General features: G+C 39.2%; 14 protein-coding genes and 1 pseudogene. 8 read left to right on the top strand and 7 right to left on the bottom strand.

The annotated features are described in order from the left end of the window. The first annotated feature begins 107 nt into the window (after positions 1–107). The gene (locus tag ACLCDL_RS04910; RefSeq protein ID WP_423147159.1) at positions 108–3,956 is read left to right on the top strand and encodes a T9SS type B sorting domain-containing protein; all 3,849 of its coding nucleotides are present in this window, start codon (positions 108–110) and stop codon (positions 3,954–3,956) included. Positions 3,957–3,977: 21 nt separating this feature from the next. Here ACLCDL_RS04910 and ACLCDL_RS04915 read toward each other — a convergent pair whose 3' ends face one another. After that, the gene (locus ACLCDL_RS04915) at positions 3,978–5,498 is read right to left on the bottom strand and encodes a hypothetical protein (protein WP_423147160.1); all 1,521 of its coding nucleotides are present in this window, start codon (positions 5,496–5,498) and stop codon (positions 3,978–3,980) included. A 180-nt stretch (positions 5,499–5,678) separates the two neighbouring features. Here ACLCDL_RS04915 and ACLCDL_RS04920 point away from each other — a divergent pair, with 180 nt between their 5' ends. The 3 genes and pseudogenes from ACLCDL_RS04920 to ACLCDL_RS04930 all read left to right on the top strand — a co-directional run bounded on the left by ACLCDL_RS04920 (position 5,679) and on the right by ACLCDL_RS04930 (position 7,966). Further along, the gene (locus ACLCDL_RS04920) at positions 5,679–6,140 is read left to right on the top strand and encodes a DUF6252 domain-containing protein (protein ID WP_423147161.1); all 462 of its coding nucleotides are present in this window, start codon (positions 5,679–5,681) and stop codon (positions 6,138–6,140) included. A 404-nt stretch (positions 6,141–6,544) separates the two neighbouring features. Continuing rightward, positions 6,545–7,018: pseudogene (locus ACLCDL_RS04925) on the top strand (transposase); the annotation flags it as partial. A 369-nt stretch (positions 7,019–7,387) separates the two neighbouring features. After that, complete coding sequence (locus ACLCDL_RS04930; RefSeq protein ID WP_423147162.1) at positions 7,388–7,966, top strand: DUF1990 family protein; 579 nt, start codon at positions 7,388–7,390, stop codon at positions 7,964–7,966. 444 nt (positions 7,967–8,410) lie between these two features. Here the strand turns inward: ACLCDL_RS04930 and ACLCDL_RS04935 are convergent, their stop codons facing one another. Continuing rightward, positions 8,411–8,959 carry an REP-associated tyrosine transposase gene (locus ACLCDL_RS04935; protein WP_423147163.1) on the bottom strand — a complete coding sequence of 183 codons (549 nt, stop codon included), beginning with the start codon at positions 8,957–8,959 and terminating at the stop codon, positions 8,411–8,413. Positions 8,960–9,157: 198 nt separating this feature from the next. Here ACLCDL_RS04935 and ACLCDL_RS04940 point away from each other — a divergent pair, with 198 nt between their 5' ends. Then, positions 9,158–9,883: a LolA-like protein gene (locus ACLCDL_RS04940; RefSeq protein ID WP_423147164.1), complete on the top strand. Its 726-nt coding sequence runs from the start codon at positions 9,158–9,160 to the stop codon at positions 9,881–9,883. A 104-nt stretch (positions 9,884–9,987) separates the two neighbouring features. Here the strand turns inward: ACLCDL_RS04940 and ACLCDL_RS04945 are convergent, their stop codons facing one another. From ACLCDL_RS04945 to ACLCDL_RS04955, 3 genes are all read right to left on the bottom strand, one after another. After that, positions 9,988–11,472: a PAS domain-containing sensor histidine kinase gene (locus ACLCDL_RS04945; RefSeq protein WP_423147165.1), complete on the bottom strand. Its 1,485-nt coding sequence runs from the start codon at positions 11,470–11,472 to the stop codon at positions 9,988–9,990. Positions 11,473–11,609: 137 nt separating this feature from the next. Next, complete coding sequence (locus tag ACLCDL_RS04950) at positions 11,610–12,866, bottom strand: PAS domain S-box protein (protein WP_423147166.1); 1,257 nt, start codon at positions 12,864–12,866, stop codon at positions 11,610–11,612. 54 nt (positions 12,867–12,920) lie between these two features. Then, the gene (locus ACLCDL_RS04955; RefSeq protein ID WP_423147167.1) at positions 12,921–15,314 is read right to left on the bottom strand and encodes a PAS domain S-box protein; all 2,394 of its coding nucleotides are present in this window, start codon (positions 15,312–15,314) and stop codon (positions 12,921–12,923) included. A gap of 109 nt (positions 15,315–15,423) precedes the next feature. Between ACLCDL_RS04955 and ACLCDL_RS04960 the strand changes: the two genes are divergently transcribed. From ACLCDL_RS04960 to ACLCDL_RS04970, 3 genes are all read left to right on the top strand, one after another. Next, positions 15,424–16,311 (top strand): sigma-70 family RNA polymerase sigma factor, encoded by an 888-nt coding sequence (locus ACLCDL_RS04960; RefSeq protein ID WP_423147168.1) that lies wholly within the window; start codon positions 15,424–15,426, stop codon positions 16,309–16,311. 64 nt (positions 16,312–16,375) lie between these two features. Beyond that, positions 16,376–16,831, top strand: a complete 456-nt coding sequence (locus tag ACLCDL_RS04965) for a carboxymuconolactone decarboxylase family protein (protein WP_423147169.1) — start codon at positions 16,376–16,378, stop codon at positions 16,829–16,831. Between the two features lie 320 nt (positions 16,832–17,151). Then, on the top strand, positions 17,152–19,116 hold the full coding sequence (locus ACLCDL_RS04970; RefSeq protein WP_423147170.1) for a TOL_0244 family TonB-dependent receptor: 1,965 nt from the start codon (positions 17,152–17,154) through the stop codon (positions 19,114–19,116). 16 nt (positions 19,117–19,132) lie between these two features. Here ACLCDL_RS04970 and ACLCDL_RS04975 read toward each other — a convergent pair whose 3' ends face one another. Continuing rightward, on the bottom strand, positions 19,133–21,289 hold the full coding sequence (locus ACLCDL_RS04975; protein WP_423147171.1) for a sensor histidine kinase, YfiR-like protein-associated: 2,157 nt from the start codon (positions 21,287–21,289) through the stop codon (positions 19,133–19,135). Between the two features lie 8 nt (positions 21,290–21,297). Further along, positions 21,298–21,882, bottom strand: coding sequence for a TOL_0243 family YfiR-like periplasmic protein (locus ACLCDL_RS04980; RefSeq protein ID WP_423147172.1), 585 nt, complete (start codon positions 21,880–21,882; stop codon positions 21,298–21,300). Positions 21,883–22,110: the final 228 nt, after the last annotated feature.

Below are 22,110 nucleotides of genomic sequence, written 5' to 3' on the forward strand. Positions count from 1 at the left end.
ATAAAAACATTCCTGGAATTAAAACTTCCTGCCCAAACTTTCGTAAAAGTATCTTTCTTTGTAATCTTTTACATCTCAATTATACAGGAATGTACCCCTAATTCTCCATGAACCCTTATTGTAAAGCCCTCTTATTACTCATTCTTGTATTTTCAGCACTTTCATTATCTGCAGCAACCTTTATTGTAAGCAGCAATGCGGATGCAGGTCCGGGAACTTTAAGAGATGCCTTAACCAAAGCTGCAGCAAACGGATCATCCGAAAAAGATTTTATTAATTTCAATCTCCCCGGAACAACCGAGGCCAGCAGAACAATTACTTTGCTTACCGAATTACCCCTGGTTTCATCTAACCTGATAATTGATGGAACAAGCCAGCCGGGCTTTAAGTTGGGAATAACTGATGCAAAAATCGTTATTACAGCTGATCCTGGTTATGTCCTTTCAGAACAACGTGATTATTGGGCAGCTTTTAGATTAATTCAAGCTAAAGAGGTAGAAATATTGGGTCTCTATTTTACAGGCTTTAATTTCAATAACCTTCGAAACCCTGTTCCTTTCGATCCTACAGGAAAACTAACTTATCTGGCAGCAATACTTATAAATGAATGTGATCGAATAACTATCGGAAAAGAAAATCAGGGAAATGTTTTTGGCAATAATGGCAATAGCTGTCTTTCCCAACAAGAGGGTATTGTTACGCCAAGCACCAATGTAAAGATCAATTCGAATTACCTGGGTTATCTACTGAATGGGGAAGAAAGTAATGAAAACGAAGCTATTGTCTTAAATCTGTCTAATTCCATTATTGGCGGTGATAATCCATCTGAGAAGAATTTAATCTCTCGTTTTGTAGAACTGCGGGGAGATAATAATTTGATTCAAGGCAATTCTGTTGAAAACATCATTTATACTTCTGGAAATAACAATATTATTACTAATAATACTGCTTCATTTTTATTTGTAGAATATTCCAATAATTTTAAAATTACCGGCAATAAAAATAATGCATCTTATAATAACGGAAACTTTATTTGGATACGAAATTCCAAAAACGGTGTTATCGGCGGAAATTTACCGGATGAAATGAATCAAGTTCTCATTTCACAGGGGTCCACCGAAACCGGAATATTCAATGAGAACTCCGAAAATATCCAGATTCTTAAAAACAACATTACTTGTAGTATTCAGGCTTATAAAATAATTAACGGCACCTCTATTCCAGATATCCAGGTCCTGGTACATTCTGCTACCGAGTTTTCAGGTATTGCAAGTCCTAACGCGGTTATTACTATTTATGAAGATAATACCGGATGCGAGATCTGTAATCCCGTTCAGTTTTATCAGCAGATAATCGCAGATGCAACGGGAAAATGGAAGATCACCGGAAGTTTTGCCACTAAAAAGTTTGTGGCCAATGCTACCTTACTGGCAAACTCCTCCGAATTCACTCAGCCCCGTGTTGATCCTGATCCTTTAAATCATACCATCAGCCATCCTACCTGCGGCCTGAACAATGGCAGCATCAAACTGGATGAACTGAGAAACGTGCTCCTGGTGGAGTGGTACAATTCCAGTGATGTAAAACTAAGCGAAGGCGCAGAGCTTAAGAACGTGGGCCCGGGTACTTACTATGCCAAATGTTATAATGGAAGCTGCCGCATCCGTTCACCTGATTTTATTTTGCAGAATGTAAATCCTTCTATCTCGGCTCAATCTCTCAACGTAAAACAACCTTCGTGCTCTGCCAATAATGGCTTTATACATGGTCTCACCCTGGTTAATTTTCAGTCAGTGGCTACCTATAAATGGAAAAACCAGACCGGGACTACGGTTGGCACCGCGCTCGATATAAACAATTTAGGTCCGGGAAAGTATACTCTATCTGCAACCTCAAAAGGATGTACTAAAACGTATGGCTCTGTTATCCTGCAAAACATTCCCGCTCCGGTTATTGACCTTTCCACTGTTAAAATACAGGCTGCTACTTGCGGCAATGCGAATGGGTCTGTTTCCAACATCTCGGTTAGTGGAACCGGCACTTTAACTTTCCGCTGGAAAAATGAGCAGGGAACAGTTATCAGTGGTGCTACGACCAAAGACCTTTTAAATGTAAAAGCCGGAAAGTATAGTTTAGAAGTGAAAGATCAGAGTCCGTGTCCGGCTGTACTTTCTGCGCCTGTTGAAATTACTGATCTGGGAAGTATTACGATCAGCACAACCAATGTAAAAGTAAAACCTTCGGGTTGTAATGGCAATCAGGGAGCAATTACAGGAATAGCCGTTACAGGAGCAAGCAAATTTGAATGGATCAACGAAAACGGCCATGTCCAGCTTACTCCTACCGCCGATCTTACGAATGCAACTCCTGGTAAATATCATTTAAAAGCTTCTAATCCATATTGCCAGTTAGTAAGTCCGGAATTCGAGATCATACCTCCTCCTGCAATTTTAAGCCAGGCAGTAGTCATTGAACAACCTTCCTGCTACCTGAATAACGGCGCTGTAAAAAATTTAGCCATCGCAAATTTTCCTCCCAACCCTTCCTTTACCTGGAAAAATGAAAACGGCGCTATCGTCGGAACTGAGTTAGAGTTAAAAAATGTCGCACCGGGCACGTATACTTTATATGTAAGTTCGGATAATTGCACTAAAACATACGGACCCGTTATTTTTCAAAACCAGTCAGGCACAGCTGTTGACCTTTCCGCTGTTAAAGTAGTAAATAGCACCTGCGGACAAGCTAACGGTTCCATCAGCAATATCCTTGTTTCCGGAACCGGCAACTTAAGCTTCCGCTGGCGAAATGAGCAGGGAACCATTATCAGCGGAGCTACAAGCAAAGACCTTTTAAATGCAAAAGCCGGAAAATATACTTTAGAAGTAAAAGATCAGAGTTCGTGTCCGGCGATCCTTTCCGCACCAATAGAAATTAACGATCGAGGAAGTATTTTAATCGATGCCTCTGATGTAAAAGTTAAACCACTGGATTGTAATGGCAATCACGGAGCCATTACAGGAATGGCAGTTACGGGAGCAAGCAAATTTGAATGGATCAACGAAAACGGCCATGTCCAGCTTACTCCTACCGCCGATCTGATAAATGCAAGTCCGGGGAAATATCATTTAAAAGCCTCTAATCCATACTGTGAACTCCTAAGCCAAACTTTTGAAATATTCCCTCCACTGGCTTTTAACGAGAATAACCTGAAACTGCAAAACGATGAATGCGGCCACCAGACTGGTTCTGTTACCGGCCTGAAAGTTTCCGGAGGAAAAAGCCCCTTTACCTATACCTGGACAAATGAACAGGGAACAACTGTTAAAACATCTGCCAGCTCTGCGGACCTGGGCAATCTTGCTTCCGGAAATTATACGTTAACCGTTACCGATGCTGCAGGTAGTTGTCCCATATTTAAAACATTCGCTCTTTCCAATATCGAAGTTCCTTTAACGGCTCCTGCTGTAAATAACACTCAAATTTGCGCTCCAGGTGAAGCGGTGATTATTGTGAACAATCCCGTTGCCGGAAAATACCGGCTTTTTGATGCCCTTAACAATGGCAACTTCATAGAGGAAAATGACAAGGGGATCTTTATTGTAAAGGCAGAAACAAGTAAGGATTTTTATATAAGCTATGCTGAGGGAACCTGCGAAAGTGAGCGTACTACGGTTAAAGTGGAAGTTTCTTCAGACATCAAAATCCCCAATACCTTTACTCCAAATGCCGATGGCAGAAACGACACCTGGCTAATCACTCATCTTGAAAATTATCCCGACATTCATATCCGTATTTATGACCGGTACGGCGGCCTCGTATTTCAATCAATCGGATACCACACTCCTTTTGAGGGGAAGAGAAACGGCGAAGATCTTGCTGCAGGAACCTATTATTACATCATCGACTTTAAAAAAGGCTGTAAGTTACTTACGGGCAGCCTTACTATTTTGAGATAAGAACTGCCCGTTTTAATGTTTTTAATAGGAAACCAGCTGCAGGTCTGCCACAATTTTTGTCCCCATTCTCTTCATATTCAAATAACTGATTACAAAACCGGATGGAAACCAGAACACCGAGTTCGGATCGGCGGGATTGGCCTTTTCAATCTTATCTTTCTCTATGTGCTGCAATTTGAGCACCTTACCCGACTGCAGATCCAGCTGCCCGTATATTGCCTTGTTAGACAAACCGCCTTGTCCGTTGGTAATGAACTTTAACATGTTGCCTTCCCGGTGAAAGGAAATTCCCTGAGCCAAAGGAGCGGTATGAAAGCGTGGGATAATAGTTTGCGTTTTATGGTTAAGATCCGTGTCGTAACTGCTTAGAAGTAAGCTTCCCATTTCACGATATTCCTGATTCTGCGTGGCAACCAGGGAAGCAGGCGTCATGGTAACTACTACCCTATCTCCCAATTCTTCCAGTTCAAGCAATTTCAACTGGTCGGGAAGCTGTAAATCCGGCTTGTCCATTTTCTTATTTATCTCGGTGTAATTCTTCTCCAGATCTCTCAACGAAGATTTTGTGAAAACTTCTTTCTGTTCCTTCTGTGTTCCGTCGGTAAAATTTAAGCGGCATACAGAAAAAGCGGTTTCTTTATTCGCATCTTCGAAAAGCGTAGCAAGGTACACTACTGAGGGATTGCTGTTACTTACCAGGAACTTGCTGTTAAAATTTTTCTTTCGTGCATCAATAGTCTGCACCAGTGTTTTTGCGGCTTTAGGACTGCCGGGAACATACCTGGCAACCTGGATAGTATTTTGCGAGGGAATTGTTTTTATAAATACTTCTCCTTTGCTGTTACACAGAGCTCCGCCAAAACCTCCCGGCTCCAAATCCAGGTTTATACTATTTTTCTTTTCCAGCTTCTCATCCAGCTCAAACAGGCTGAAGCTTTCCGTTTCGCCAAACTGCTGCATCAGTTTGTCCATCAGGTTCAGGTTGGCCTTTCGTTTCATATGGCTTACCCGTATCGCCATTTTAAAAAAGGAACCATCAGCTGAGAAAAAGAATAAGGGCTGTTCGGTAATATCTTCGCTTCCGGAATAAATTGTTTTCTGAAGAATCACTTTCCCCGTTTCGGGATCAATGAGACTGGCCGTTAAGGTATTGGAATAGATTCCGGTCAGTTTTGCCACATCGCTCGCTGAAATGGCCAGTAAATTTCCATGCAATTTTCCTAAGGTTAAGGGATAACCGAAAATACTGCATTGCCAGCGGATGTTCATTTTTTCGTCTATGGCAATAACTCCCGCTCCGTTTTTTGTTCCTGCAATTGCCGCCATGGCTCCGTTTTGCAGTAACACCGGTTTGGGAGTTTGGGATTTATCACCTAACTCCGAAGATGATAAGCCGTTATATCCTCTCCAGTTAGTATTGCCCGAGCCTTCGGCAACCATCCAGTCGGCCTGCGGTATCTCCTTCTGAACAGTTTGCGCCTGAACAATAAGGGAATTGAATGCCAGAAATACCGGCAGCATTAGATTTTTTGTGTTTAGCATGCTTGTAATTTTTTGAACGTTTCTTATTAATTGAGATTTACCTGCTGTTTTGCTTGAGCACATTTAAAACAGGATGATAAGCGGCTATAATAATACGAAAAATGGAGCGGAGTTTCTTTCTAAAACAATAAACTCTATTAACACAATACCCGTATAAAGAACAAATTAAAAATAATAAAAATGAGAAAAATTAAATTAGCGTTCTTAATGTTTACTCTTTGCCTTTTTGTATTTAGCTCCTGTAAAAAAGACAAAGAAACTTCCAAAGCAGAAGCAGGCATGTCTGTCAAAATTGACGGCACATTAAAAGCTAGCAACGCCCCTGCTGCTGCCACTATTTATCAGAGTGAAAACACCATACAAATAATTGGTAGATTTAGTAGTTCTGAAGGCATTTCAATCATGCTAAACGAGGTAAAAACAGGCGAATTTGATGTTGCAACGGATGCTGCTCTGGTTGCATATATGGAAGGAACCGATCCAGACCAAGGCTTTTTAGGCGAAACAGGAACTGTTAAAATCACATCCTTAACAGATGAAATGGTAAAAGGCACTTTTGAATTTACTGCTAAGCGGGCACTTGGCGAGGACGTCAGAGTAATTACGGAAGGAACTTTTGAAGCAAAGGTTATCAAATTATAATGTAGTGTAGACGTAAATGAGATCCGGGCAAGACCCGGATCTTGTTATTTCGCAATTTTAGGGTGAATTATATTCCCTACTCAATCTTTTTGGTTTGATAAACTGATATATTATTTTAATTTATTTATAAATGTGCATAGCACACAAGAAAAAGGCTTATTCTTATGATAGAGTCTAAGACCCATTACACAATGTATCGTCCTGAAAAAAGTTTACAGATTTTAGATTAATCCTATTTTATTTACAGCAATTTACAAACTTTCTTTTTACTATAAAATGCCTTAAGTTAGCCCAGCAAAAAAACGCATAAACTTAACCCAGTTTGAGTCAGCACAAGCGGGACGCTTGCGCTAGATGGGTTTACTTACGATAAAGAAAATGACACTTATTACTGCTTACAAGGGAAACCGCTCACGCTTAATGGGTACAGAAATCATCATGGAATCACAAAGGTATACTTAAGCAAACGTGCCGACTGTAGAAACTGTCCGCTGAAAACAGCTTGTCTTGGTAAAGCGCAACAAAAGATGATAACTAATGCACTGGCCAAACCCTTATTCGATCACATGCACCAGCGAATCAATAGTGTAAACGGAAGGAGAATGATGACCATACGGAAGAGCACTGTGGAACCTGTCATCGGTACCTTGGTAGAATACACCGGGATGAAAAAGCTATATACCAAGGGAATTGCATTGGCCAACAAGTGTGTGATACTTGCTGGAATAGCTTACAACCTAAAAAAATTACTAAAACATCAGATAAACAAGCTAAAAACAGGTATAAATAGCGCAACCAAGGAGTTCCAGGCTTATTTTTTCATCTATCGAGTCGGTTGTTTACCTAGAATTATACTTCAGCTTCCCAAAACCTATTAATAGGAAAATCACACAGAATAAAATGGAAGTTGTGCAACAACCACGGACCGCTTGCGCTAGATGGGGCTAGATGGAAATTACAAACTTTCTTTTTACTATAAAAAGGCTTAAGTTAGCTGAAGCAAGCAACACACGAACTTAAGCTAGTTAAGGGATAGATGGGATCTTCAAACTTTCTTTTTACTATAAAAAGCCTTAAGTTAGCCAAGCAAAAACACGCACAAACTTAAGCCAGTTTGAGTCAGCACAAGCGGACGCTTGCGCTAGATGGGGGATAAAGACACTTTTTACAAAGCTGCTGTTGCTCTTAGAAAAGATCTTTGGGGCGGTAAGTTTAGTGTAGAGGATATTCAATTATAGAAAGCATTTATGATTCTATCTTTTCAAGATCAACGGAAGCGTCTGACCCATTATTTACCTAAGTTTAAGAATCTGCAGCCAATTCCCTATGTAAAGTCTGACTTGAAAGAAAAGAATACTACTTATTCAATTCCCTGTAATAAGGATTTTAGTGAGCTTTCGTTCGACTTCCTTTTTACCTACAATATATTTCCAAGCAATATTTTGGTTTACACTGCAGAATGGTCACTATCAAAGCGACAAATGCAAAAGGGTGACACTATTATTCAACAAATTTACTTCCCCCCACTTAAAGGCTTATCATCTAAAGTAATTACAGGAGTTAGGATTAATAATACTTTTAAAGAAAATAACATTGTGGGATTTTCATATGAAACATTAAAAGGGCACATAGAAAAAGGCATATCTACTTTCTCTATTTCTCAATTAACAAATGAATTAGCTTTTACTATTCATACTTATTCAAAAGCCAACAATGTTATTCTAGATTTTTTCTATGCTATATTTTCCTCTCCTTATCAGGACTTCTGCACTACGCAAGCTTTAAAGAATATGATAAAGGAATTTAAACAAGAAAATAATTTATGATGTCCGTTTCCTCTTAAACCTATAATGTATATTAAGAATTACTGTGAACACAAATATAAACGGCCAAAAAAAGCTTAAGGATATTAATACCATACCAATATTCTGAACCTCATTATAGACTCTTACATTCTCATTTAATAAGTATATAAGTAGCAAATAAAGAGAATAGCCGATCAATGCAGAATTTAATGTACCAAGAATACTTTGATACTTTAATGTCCAAACATGGAAAAGAACCATATCCTTAATAAGTATAATAATTGGTATTCCTACAGTTAATGCGTAAAAAGGCTTAAACCAATAGTATAGTAACAAATAAGCTATAGCTACTATACAGAAAGACATAAAAATGCTATATCTAGTATTATTATTCATTGCCATCATATTTAGAACTCCACTTTACTTCTTTATCATCTTCCCTTCTAGCGCAAGCGTCCGCTTGTGCTACTGTATATGCTTAATTTCTAACAGACCTTTGCCTCCTGAATAATCTCTGGCACTGCTATAAAGATAAGCTTCCGGTACATCTACAAAGCCAGCAACAACAGGATTGGCATGCAGATATTCCAGTTTCTGTTCCACCATATAATTATCCCACAATTCTATTGGATGGTTACCCTGCTGCCAAAACTGATAGCCCGTATTATTACTGTTTTTCTTCCCTGCTCGTTCCATCATCCAAATTAGCCATTCCTTTCTGCTTTCTGTTGGATGTTCTCTTATCGCATTTTTTAAACTACCTGATGTAAAACTCTTAAAGTCTCTTAGTATGTCTTCCATTTTATTTCCACTGGTTCCGATAATAAGATGAACATGGCTGGTCATGATGCACCATGCATAAATCTCCAGTCCTTTAGTAGTCTGACAATATCTCAGGCTATCAAGTAATATTTCTTTATATTCATTACGAATGAACACATCCAGCCAATTTACAACGGAAACGCTTACGAAGTATAGTTTCGTCTGATCTTTGATTTTATACTTACTGCTCACCCTTTAAATATAGTGATTTAGAACAATTAGAAGTCAGCACAAGCGGACGCTTGCGCTAGATGGAGATTACAGCTAATTGTTTAATAAACAGCTCCCTAAATTTTTATTCGCTATTCTTACCACTTGAGTAACATTTCCGTTAAATTAAAGTCCAATAGCTAAATGATAAAACCAATAAATAAATCAAAACCATTAACCATGAAAAAATTAATTTTAATAGCAGTCTTTACTGTTATAACAGTTACAAGTTCCTTTGCACAGACAGTTGATCAGATTGTCGGAAAAAATATTGCGGCACTTGGCGGTAAAGAAAAACTGAAAGCCTTAAAAAGCCTGAAGATGGAAGCAACGATTTCTGTACAGGGAATGGAATTCCCCGCAAACATTGTACAGGTTAACGAGGTTGGCAGGCGAACAGACTTTACCGTTCAGGGATCAACAGGAACAGAAGTAATTACTCAAAAAGAAGGCTGGAAGCTGATGCCTTTCATGGGACAGACAAATCCGCAGCAAATTCCGTTGAATGAAGTAAAAGAAAATGCGCTTTTTAATGACATACAGGGCCCTGTTGTTGATTACGCTCAAAAAGGCAATAAAATTGAACTTACAGGTAAAGACACTGTAGCAGGCAAACCGGCTTATAAATTGAAAATCACCTCTAAAGACGGAATTACCATTAACTATTATGTAGACGCAGAAACAGGAAACACAGTAAAAATAGGTGCAAAAAGAACCATTAACGGGCAGCAGCTTGATATCGTTTCGTTATTTTCCGATTACAAGAAAACGCCGGAAGGCTATTCTTTTCCATATACCGTTAAGCAGGAAATACCCGGCGCAGGGCCAATGGCAATTAAAGTAACAAAAATAGAAGTAAACCCGGAAGTGGACGAAAGCATTTTTGAGATGCCGCAAACAAAGTAAAATGACGTTTTAGTGGTACGGTTAAGTCTCCGTACCACTAATTTTTAAAAGCAATACCCCTTAAACTAATCGCTTTTTCGTTTAAGAACAAAACTACTACCACATTAATCTCCTCGTTGCCTTACCGGGATATTGAACCAAAAAGTAGAACCTTTTCCAACTTGGCTTCTGGCTCCGATGTTTCCTCCGTGCCGTTTAATAATCTCGGCTGATATAAATAAGCCCAGGCCAAGGCCGGAGGACCTGAACGAGTTTTCTTCGCCACGATAGAACCTCTCGAAAATTAAAGACAGCTTTTCATCGGGAATGCCAGGGCCGGAATCGGTAATTTCTAAAGAGAATAGCGTAGTATCAGCAGCATACCGGATGCTTATATCAGGTGCGTCGGGAGAATATTTTATAGCATTGGAAAGCAGATTACAAACTACCTGTTCCAGTCGGTTCTTATCACCATGTATCGTGGTAACAGGATCTCCTGATACAGAAACCTGGTGTGCAGCACTTGTATTCCGGGCAAAGGTGATACAGTCTTCAAGCAGATCGGAAACTTTAAATTCATTAAAATTATAAATCATTTTGCCCGAATCTATTTTAGAAATATCAAGCAGTTCGCTTACCAGGCCCGTTAATTTATCAACCTGGCGATTGGCTTTTGGAATGAAATTTTTAAATAAGGGATTGCTCTCCTTTTCAGCCAGCTTTTCCATCAATTGCAAATATCCCTTCATGCTGGTTATTGGCGTTTTTAGTTCATGGCTGGCAATACTCATAAACTCCTCTCGCTTTTCAAGAGATTCCTGCATTGCTTTTGCTGCTTCTACCTGAGCAGCCTCCAGTTGTTTCTGCATGGTGATATCCCGTATTTCCACTACCGTAGAAATTGGCTTACCATTTTCGTAAATAGGGCTTGCTGTACATAAAGCAGGAAAAGCTGTTCCGTCTTTCCGAAAAAATACATCTTCGTATGTACCTATAGGCTCATTAGCTACTAATGCATGTAGTACCGGGCAATCGTCTATAAGATATGGAGAACCATCTGCATGATGATGATGAATAAGGTAATGTAAGGGCTGCAAACTGATCTCTTCAAAACTATATCCAAACATTCGCTGGCCAACAGGATTCATGAATGTACAAACACCCGATGTGTTTATCATAAACAATGCGGCCGTTGTATTGTCTGTAATTGTTTTAATCAATTTATGCTGGTTTACCTTATCGGTAATATCATGTGCATGAACCAAACGAGATTTTAAACCCTTGAAATTGATTGGATAGGAAACAATTTCAACATATATAACCTCTCCGGTTTTTAAAACATGAGCTGATTCTATCTTATTTGTTTCCTGATCGGGAAGATTATGAAGCCAACGTCCCAATTGTTCCAGATCTTCAGGAGGCCGGATGTCCTTTAAGGTCATATTAAGAAATTCATCCTTAGAGAACTTGTACTTTTCTATTGCAGCATCGTTTACTTCCAGAAACCTGATTGTTCCAATTTCATAAATCCACATGGGCTGCGGACACCTGTAAAATAAAATATCAAAATCAGGTTCGGCGGAATTTTTATTAAGAGGCTTAGATTCCATTGGGCAAAGCAGGAAATATAAATCCTGTAAAGATTAACAATAAAACACTTCGTAACAAAGATACTACGACTTTTTTACCCTGTTGGTTTTAACTCGAAGAAAATAGGAAATTATAACTGCTTCAAATGCTGTATGTATCAGGAATAATGATCTTTCGCTTCACATCTGTTAATTTCCCTGCTGATCTCTTTTATCACTTCGTCTAGGTCAGCAGTACAAACCTCTATCAGCGAATGCATTTCTTTAATCTCTTCTATATGTTGCGAATCCTTACATAAACCTACGAGGCTGAGTATAGATGCAACCGGTTTTCTTAAAGCATGCGAATTCGTCCAGGCCATTTTACGCAGTGCCTGGTTCTGCGCTTTTATCATTTCTTCCCTTTCTTTCCGTTCGGTAATGATATTCTGAACGGAGATATACCGCTCTACCTCATTTTCCTGGTTATGTATTGCCGAAATAGTAAGCTCCACCCAATATTCTTCGCCATTTTTGGTATAGTTCACTATTTCAAAACTCCGGAACTCATTTTTCTGAAGAGACTCCATTATCTGTACCTGAGTGGCTGGATCTGTGTTAGTACCATGAAGAAAATGACTACTTTTTCCTTTAACTTCTTCCAGTGCATATCCTGTAAAGTTTATAAAAGCCTGGTTCACCCAAGTTATAACTCCGCATTTGTCTGTTATAACTACCATGTTATGTACACGGTCTACAACCTCTGCGAGCCGTTGTTTATCTTCCAGCGACTGTTGTATCAATCCAATGTTTTTCTCCAGCTCTTCCCGTAACTCTTTCTCAATGGTGTATAGACTTTTTAGTTTTTCTTCCTGATTTAGCCGTGCCGTTACGTCGAGAGCCATAACCATGGCGCAATCACGGTCGTTAAACTTAATTTTATGCGATTTAACAGACACTGTGAACAGCTTACCGTTTTTCTTTATGTGCTGCCAATAGCCGGAGGCATGAAACTCATCTGGTAAATTCTTTGCTGATTTCTGTACTTTTTCATGATCTTCCTGCGGCCGGATATCCTGTATGGTAAGTTGATGAAATTCCTGCCTTGAGTAACCATACTTACGAATGGCCGCATCGTTAACAGCCAGGAAGCGCAGCGTTTCTACATCGTAGATCCAGATAGGATTTGGATTAGCATAAAAAAGGCTCTTATATTGTTTTTCTGAATTTAGAAGCGATTTCTGATGCTTTTTTATGTTAAAATAAAGTAACAAACCTGTAATTAATACAAAAAAGACTCCTTTACTTGTTTGAAGTACAGACAGCTGAATAGCAGTAAAGGATGAGATCAAATTGACTAAACGATCGCTCAGTACAATCCATGCCACACTTATGGAAAGATACAGAAGTACGATCTTTAAAGGTTTATTACTCATTTCTGCCTGGCTACATAAAATTAATCCTGTTCTTTAAAAATGTCAATTAATTTACTAAACATTTAGTTCAGGTTTCATCCTTGTAAAATATTTCAGCTTTTTGTACAATATTTTTGTATCGAAAGGTTTAAGTACAAAATCATTCATACCCATTTTCAAAAACTTATCCTGATCTTCTTTTATTGCACTGCCTGTTAACGCAATAACAGGCAGCTCTTTAAATCTCTCTTCCGGCAGTTCCCTGATAATTTTTACTGCCTCGTCTCCATCCATTTCCGGCATATGAATATCCATTAGAACAATATCATAACGGTTTTCCCTGATCTTCTCTATGGCCTCCCGCCCGTTTTCTGCGAAATCTGCCTGCACATTCCACTTCTTCAATACTTTACCTGCAAGCAAACGGTTAATACTGTTATCGTCTACCACCAGTACGTACGCATCCAGATCTTCTTCCAGCTCTTCCACAGGGTTTAGTACACTTTCTGCTTCGCCCACCTTTTTAAAAGAGATAGTGAAAGAGAAGGTGGTCCCTTTGCCCAGTTCGCTCTCTACATTAATTTGTGAATGGTATAGCTCAATTAGTTTCTTGGTGATCGCCAAACCCAATCCCGTTCCTCCATATTTTCTGGATGTATCGGAATCAGCTTGGGTGTAAGCATCAAAAATGAGTTGAAGTTTGTTTGCAGCAATGCCAATTCCTGTATCGGATACCTTAAAAAGGATAGAAACTCTATCCCGCTCCTCCTTAACTAACTGCAGGCTCAGTAAAACCTCACCTTCATTGGTAAATTTAACAGCGTTACCCAGAAGGTTCATAAAGATCTGGTACAAACGGATGCTATCGCCGGTTATATAAGATGGAATTTTAGGATCTATATGATAACTTAGTCGTAAATCTTTTTCACCCGTTCTAAACTTAAGCGATTCGATTGTTTTAGATACCAGATCAGAAATATTTACCGGAACAGCTTCAAGCTGCAAATTACCGGTTTCAATTTTGGTAAAGTCAAGTACGTCGTTAATAAGCGTAAGCAGGTTTTGCGCAGAAAAATCCAGAATGTTCAAATGCTCTTTCTGCCTTTCCAGTGGATTTTCTTCTTTCAGAAGTCGCGTAACGCAAATTACCGCGTTTAACGGAGTACGCATTTCATGACTCATTACTGAAAGAAACCCTTCTTTCGCCTTACTTAGCTGTATGGCATCTTCGCGGGTTTTTATTAATTGTTCTTCGGCCCTTTTCCGCTCACTGATATCGAATACAACACTTATCTGGCTTTCTAACTCACCCTGAGAATTGAACAAGGGGTTCGTAGAAATAAAAAGCCAAACTGGATTTCTGCTTTTGTTGTATAATTTAATTTCTACTTCGTACGATTTTCGCTCTGCTATTGCCTGGTTAGCGTACGCAAGTACTTTTTTATCTGTTTCTTCCCCTATCAGGAGATTCCCAAATTGTTTACCCTTCAGCTCTTCCAGTTGGTAGCCCAATATTTTCTCGCAGGCTGTGTTCATCCAGCTTATTTCATTATTTGCATTGCGGGTAAGAATCCCGGCAGCAGACTTTTCTATTGCCATAGAAAGCGTTTGCAACTGCATTTCAGCCTCTTTCCTTGCTGTAATATCCCGCCCGTTAACAAGCCAGTAACCCTCTTTTATTACATCAGCCCACTCAAACCATCTTAATGTCCCGTCTTTTTTTAAAATCCTTGTTTCAATTGCAAAACGGTCTTCTCCTTTGGATATAGCCTCATAAATGGCCGGCATTAACCGTTCGCGTTCTCCTGCGACACTAAATTCCCATATGTTTTTACCTATTATTTCTTCGGATGTAAATCCTAAAAGTTCGTAAATAGAATCATTTACAAACTCAATATGCCCCTCACTGTCGGTAATACAGTGAATTTCGTTTGAATTGTTAAACAATCCATGAAATTTCTGCGCTTTGGTTAGCAGGTCCTGCAATTCTGCATTCTTCCGCTCCATTTCAAGATGGGAGACTACCTGACAGGCCAGTATCTGTAAAGCTTCTTTTTGCTGTTTATTTAAGCGGTTGGGCTGGTAATCTATTACGCACAGTGCCCCTACACGTTCACCATGCGGATTTATAAGTGGCACTCCGGCATAATACCGGATTGCTTTATCCCCTTTGGTTATAGGAAAAGATGATACCCTTTCATCTTTCCAGCTATCTTCAATTTCAAACAACAGGCCGTTTTGCAGTGTGTACTGACAAAACGATAAATTGAGCGGCGTTTCACTTACCCCCAAATCTGATTTGTATTTTATTGTTTTCCGTTCGTTATTAAGCAATGTTATTAACGCTTCGGGTGTATTGCAGATATAAGATGCCAATCGCGAAATAGCATCAAACTGATTTCCGGCAGTCCCACTAAGCACGGGGCAAATAAAAGTTTCTGAATTTGACGGTTCTGAATTAGTCATCATGTCTTTCGGATTCGGTCATTATACGTTAGTTTTACTGTCTGAGATTCAGAAAACAAGGAAAATAGTATAATTAACAATTCTTCTTTAAACTTTATAACTACAACGATTTATGTTTACTCCGGAAGAAAATAAACTTCCTGAAAGCGAAGGCAAATTGCAAAAATTTGATTTATTTGAAGATAACCGTTCGTTACTTACTGCCTATGCTTATGCTATTTTAGGCTCTGTTGACGATGCAAAAGACATTGTTCAGGATGCCTTTCTGAAGATCATGTTTATGGATAATGCTAAAATAAGAGATACACGATCGTACCTTATCCGCACTGTAATAAATCTGTCTATTAACAAAAAGAACAAGAATAAAAAGCTGCAGGCCGGCTATCCTGGCGAATGGCTCCCCGAACCGGTTGCTACCGAAACGGCAGATGCTTTAATTAAGGGGAAAGAAGTTTTAGAATATTCGCTTATGGTGCTACTTGAAAAACTGAATGCGAGGCAACGGGCCGTTTTTATTTTGAAAGAAGCTTTTGATTATGAACATACAGAAATTGCTGAAGTACTTGAAATTAAACCCGATTACTCAAGACAACTGTTAAAGCGTGCAAAAAAGAACATAGAAGGAGATGGCGCTGTTACTAAAGGAAACAGTTCAGCAGATTACCTTAACACCTACCTCGAAGTAATTCGACGGGGAGATACCGCCCGGCTGGAAGAGTTGCTTAAGGAAGAGATTATAGTTTATTCGGATGGAGGAGGAAAAGTTTCTGCCGGATTAAAACCGGTTTATGGGAAGAAACATGCTTCAGCTTATTTGCTGGGTATTTACCAAAAGTTTTACCGGAACCGTCACATCGTACAGGGTATCATCAACCATCAGCCTGCCCTGTTATATTATGAAGACAATGTACTCACTAACTGCCAAATTTTTTCATTAGAAAGCGAACATATAAAACAGATCTATTTTATAAGGAATCCGGAAAAGCTGAAAGTTATTTAATAAAAATCATAAAACTGTCACGCATTCAGGGCATTGTTTGTCTTTCTAAAAATTAAAAATAATTATGGAAAAAATCTCTTTTAACGAATTGCCAGCAGGTTTATATCAAACCATGAAACAAGTGGAGGACTATATCGGCGCTTCCGGGTTGGATCATCGCTTACTGGAACTGATGCGAATGCGTGTTTCTCAAATTAATAGCTGTGCTTATTGCCTTGATATGCATTACAAAGAAGGAATACAGGCTGGAGAAACTGCCTTACGCCTGATTTCCGTATCGGCCTGGAGAGAAACGCCGTATTATACGCCAAAAGAACAGGCTGTATTGGCTTTTGCCGAAAAATTAACACACATGCCGGAAGAAGAATTCAGCCATAACATTCATGAAGACCTTCTGCAACATTTCTCCAAACAGGAAATAGCTCTTCTCAGCCTTGCCGTAGCACAGATAAACTCCTGGAACAGATTGATGAGATCGTTTGGCGTTACTCCGGGCAATTACCGGGCGGGAACAAAGTAAATTTCAATACCATAACCATCAGCCTAACAAGTACCGGCAGGCTGATGGCTATCCTCTACATGAAAGTTTCTTTCTGATTCTGCAACACATCCAACTTCAGGTATAGCATTTACTTGATCAGGCTTTCATTCTTTCCAGTTAAGCCATTGCAACCTCTGGCAATTAAAAAAATAACTTCTCCTGTTCTTTATAAATAACAAACTTTTAAACCAATACTGGCTTTTTCACGTACTTATCATCACCCGACAGCACTAAAGACTAAAGATTTTTTACTATTTAGTGACAAGGGCCTATATTTACACGCTTTTAACCAATTGAAATTGACACCATTTATTAAAAATCAGTGCAAATTTCCTTTCAGGGAATTCTCTTTTGCTGCTTTCTTATTAGTTGTTTTCATTATTCTGCCCGGTAAAACATACTCACAAGATACATTAATTGCTGCCCAGAATTTAAAGAACCTGTCTATTGAGGAGTTAATGAATATTGAAGTTACTTCGGTATCCAAAGTACCTGAAAAGCTTACAGAAGTGGCTTCTGCTATCCAGGTAATCACCCAACAAGATATTCACCGCTCGGCAGCTACAAGCGTGCCGGAAGCACTGCGCCTGGCCTCCAACTTACAGGTCACTCAAGTCAATTCCCGTCATTGGATAATTAGTGCAAGAGGGTTTAATTCTACATATTCAAATAAACTTCTTGTTATGATTGATGGGAGAACTGTGTATTCCCCACTGTTTGCCGGTGTTTTCTGGGATGCGCAGCAGGTACTTCTGGAGGATGTTGACCGGATAGAAGTTATCAGCGGCCCCGGCGGAACACTTTGGGGAGCAAACGCAGTTAACGGTGTGATTAATATTATCACCAAAAACTCTAAACAAACACAAGGGCTTTATTTGTCTGCCGGGTTAGGTTCAGAGCTGAAAGATATCGTAGAAGCACGTTACGGCGGGAGAATCAATCCTGAATTGTCTTACCGCGTTTATGCGCAGCATGCAGACAGAAACCACACGTACCTTCCCGATGGAAATAACAATACGGATAAGTGGCGTTTTTCGCAGACGGGGTTTAATTTAGACTGGGATCCGTCTCTGCAAAATACCTTATCTATTCGGAGTAATTTTTATTCAGGCGCCGATCCTTCCAATTCAAAGCAGTCGTCTATTGACGGACAGAATGCAATGGGAACCTGGAAACATACTTTCTCTGAAAAATCTGATCTCATTATACAGGCTTATGCCGACCGCACTTGGCGAAAGGAAATAACAAGTAACATAAACGATGAACTCTATACCTATGATTTAGATTTTCAGCATCGCTTCCCTTTAGGAAAAGCACACGCTATTATCTGGGGAGCGGGATACCGGCATATGAATGACGACACGAAAAACTATACCGATTTTGTGGGTTTTATACCGGCAAGCCGGAAAATGAATTTATATAGCAGTTTCATTCAGGATGAAATAAGTTTATTACCCGGACGCCTGCAGCTAACCGTGGGAACAAAACTTCAGCACAATACATTTACCGGTTTCGAGGTACAACCGACTGCAAGGCTGTCATTCTTGCCGTTCAGGCATCATTTCTTATGGGCAGCAGTATCGCGGGCAGTACGTGCCCCAAGCCGTATTGATGTAGATTATCGCATACCTGTTTATGATGTCCCTCCAACTTCGCCCAGTGTAGCAGGTGGCCCTAATTTTCAATCAGAAAAAGTACTTGCTTACGAGGCTGGCTATCGTGTGCAGCCATCTTCAAAAATCTCTTTATCATTAGCTACTTTCTATAATCAGTATTATGATCTTTACAGCGTGGAAGCTTTGCCTGGAACACTTACTTATCAAATACAAAACGGAGCTGAAGGACATTCATACGGAACGGAGTTCTCAGGTAATTTTATACCTTTCAATAACTGGAGGCTAAGCGGTGGTTATACTTATTTTTATAAAAAGCTCAGAAACAAACCTACCAACGTAACTGACCCTGCCAACCTGATAAATTTAGGAAGAGATGCGGTACATCAGGCACAGCTTCACTCCATGCTGGATATTTCAAGGAATCTCCAGCTTGATTTAACTGTAAGATATATCAGCAGTTTGCCTGCCAGCTTATATGCCAAACGTGTTCCTGATTATTTTACACTAGACAGCCGTATTGCCTGGCAATTTAAGAAACAGCTGGAGATTTCCTTAAACGGACAAAATCTTTTGGATAAAAGGCATGCAGAGACAGATCAATTTGAGGTACAAAGAGGTGTTTACGGAAAAATAAGCTGGCGCTTATAATCAGGCAATAAAAGAGTTAAGCATGCGTATTTAAACTAAAATAAAAAGTAGAACCTTTTCCCTCCATGCTTTCAACCATAATTTTGCTATTATGATAAAGCAGGATTTCAGAAACAATATACAAGCCGATTCCAAAGCCCGAAACTGTTTTTACCCGTTCGTTATCTACCCTGTAAAAGCGGTTAAATAACTTTTCCTGATCTTGCTGGCTGATTCCGATACCTTCGTCCTTTACATAAATCTTAACTTTCTCATCACCCTGCTTTTCGCACCCGATAGTAATTGTACTGCCATGAGGAGAATATTTAATGGCATTACTGATCAGATTGATCAGAACCTGGCCGAGTTTATCCCGGTCTGCCCAAACTTTTAAATCTACACAGTCTTTTAGCTCTATTACGTGCTGCGAGTTAAGCAAATAAGCTTCATGATAAATTTCCTCAAGCAGCGGAGCCAGATCCACAGCTTCCATTGATAGTTGCAGCTTTCCTTCTTCAATTCTTGCCAGGCTCAAAAAGTCCTTTATCATCGAAGTCATCTTTTTTGCCTGACTTTCTGTTCGTGTAAGCGAGTTTATGGTAAACGCATCTCCTTCTTTCTTCGCTTTAGAAAGCAGTAACTGAACATAAGACCGGATAGTAGTAAGCGGAGTTTTTAATTCATGGCTGATGATGGCTATAAAGTCATTCTTCCTTATTTCTTCCTGTTTTTTATTGGTAATATCCAATACGGTGCCAATAAAGCGAACTGGTTTTTCATCCTGATCAAAAAAAACTTTTCCCTTTGCTCTAACCCATTTCAATTTTTTATTCTCTTTTACTATCCGGTATTCTACATCAAAAGTGCCGCCACTAAAACTTTTGTTCAATGCCGACTTAACAAGCTGGTTTACCCTTTCCCTATCCTCCTCATGGATGCTTTTAAAAAAAATCCCCTTATCGCTATTATAATCATCCTGTTGCAAGCCTACTAATTCGCTAAACCTTTTGTCACCATGTAAAGTTTCCTTTTTCAGATCCCAGTCATACGTAGCTAATTCTGCAGCTTCTACAGCTAATCGCAATTGCTCTTCATTTTCAACTATTTTGCGTTCACTTTCCTTCTGCAAAGTAATGTCGCGGGCTGTAAGAGACAATCCGGTCAGGTCATTTTCGCTGCTATTTACAGGTGAAATAGTAAGTGAGACATCAAGCACCTTTCCTGTTTTGGTTACAAACTGAGTCTCGAAAGAATCTATGTTGTTTCCGCTTTTTAACTGCGATATAATTTCAACTATTCTGTTCTGATGATCGGGATGGATTAGCAGAGAAGCGGGCCGGCCAATCAGCTCTTCACAAGAAAATTCAACTATCCGTTCGGTTGATGCGTTGCAGCTGGTAATAATTAAATCAAGCGAGCAACTTAATATGGCATCGGCAGATGAGGCGACAATAGCTGCAAGCTTGGTACTCTCTTCATTTGCCTTTTTTATTTCTGAATTTTGAATCTCTATTTGAGAAAGCATCTGGTTAAATGCGTCGGTAAGTGATCCTAATTCATCATTTCCGTTCTTATCAGCCCTAACTGAATAATCTTTTCCTTCTGAAATTATTTTAGCCGTTCTCTCAAGCGCTATAATAGGGTGAGAGATCGTTTTTTGAAGAACTTTTGACAAAATATAGGTAATAAGCAAAGCTACTGCAATAAGGAAAAAGGCAATAATAGTGTTGCTCTTCATCTGAACATAAATGTTTTCCAGGTCAGATTTAATGTATAATGTTCCCAGGTGAAGATTCTTCTGTACCACCGGCTGGTAACCTTCAAGAAATGCCTGCTTAAAATCCATTCCACTTTTTGGAGGCTTCTGAGGCAGTTCTTCTTTATTTAGTGTTGCCGGGTAAACGGCAAAAACCTCTCCCTGGTTATTGTATAAGCAAGCAACCACAATGTGTTTATCAGCTTTGAGTGCATCCAGAATTTCATTGGCATCTTCCTTACTGTCAAAAGCAAGAGCAGCCGAACTGTTGGATGCAATAACAAGCGCCAAACTTGATAATTTATTTTTCTCCGACTCCCGAAAACTATAGTATTGAAAGGTAGTAAAGGCAGTAGCCATCAGCAGCAAAACAACTGTAGAGATTAACGTTATTATGCTCATCAGCTTACCCTGTATTGGTCTGTCTTTAAATTTCATACTAATTTTCAGCCTCCGTAATTATATATTTTTGCGAGACTCAGTAATTTTGAGCTTAAATCTAATTTTGCGGCTTTCGCAGAACCTGCATTTATCTGTAACCTGATTTTACTATCTTCTTTGTAGAACGAGATGATGCCGCCCCATTTAACAAAGCCAGGCGCATCACTAATGGTTAATACACTATTTTGGTTCACCGCCGCAAGATATGCTTTTAACTTTTCAGGGTTCTGGATATTAACAAATAATATATGGCAATCCAATTCTTCTTTTATATCAGCAACCCGTTTTATTACAATCGGATGGTTCCCTTTTTTTTCTCCGTTTACCAGTTCGTCGATATAGGGTCCAAAAGGATCTGGCCCAATAATACCAATAACGAAGGGAGCATCATCGGATTTAAAGGCGCTAGCAGGCCATTCAACAAAACGTGTAAAATTAAAAATGAAGGCTGATTTTACCTGGTACTCTGTTGCTGGTTTGTTTTGAGAATATAAATAAGAAGAAAAGATAAACTGAAAAATAATTAAAAAAACACCTACCTTAAGAAGGGAGGCAGCAATCCTGTAGTATTTTAAAGCAATATCTCTCAAACCCAAAAACTCTCTTTGAAATCCCCTTTTTACAATAGATTAATACCAATGAAACTAACTCATCAATTTCACACAGTGTGCTTTTTTGGGAAAACCGACTAAAAATAAAAAATTCCATTTAATTAATACTGAATGAAATGACAATTATCCTGCTTAATAAAAATATTGCCTTATAGTTTAATTTTACAAAAAAAGAAAGCTTTCCCGGAGGAAAGCTTTCTGCTACAG

This window comes from Rubrilithobacter danxiaensis, from assembly GCF_047272945.1.
Lineage (GTDB): Bacteria > Bacteroidota > Bacteroidia > Sphingobacteriales > Sphingobacteriaceae > Rubrolithibacter > Rubrolithibacter danxiaensis.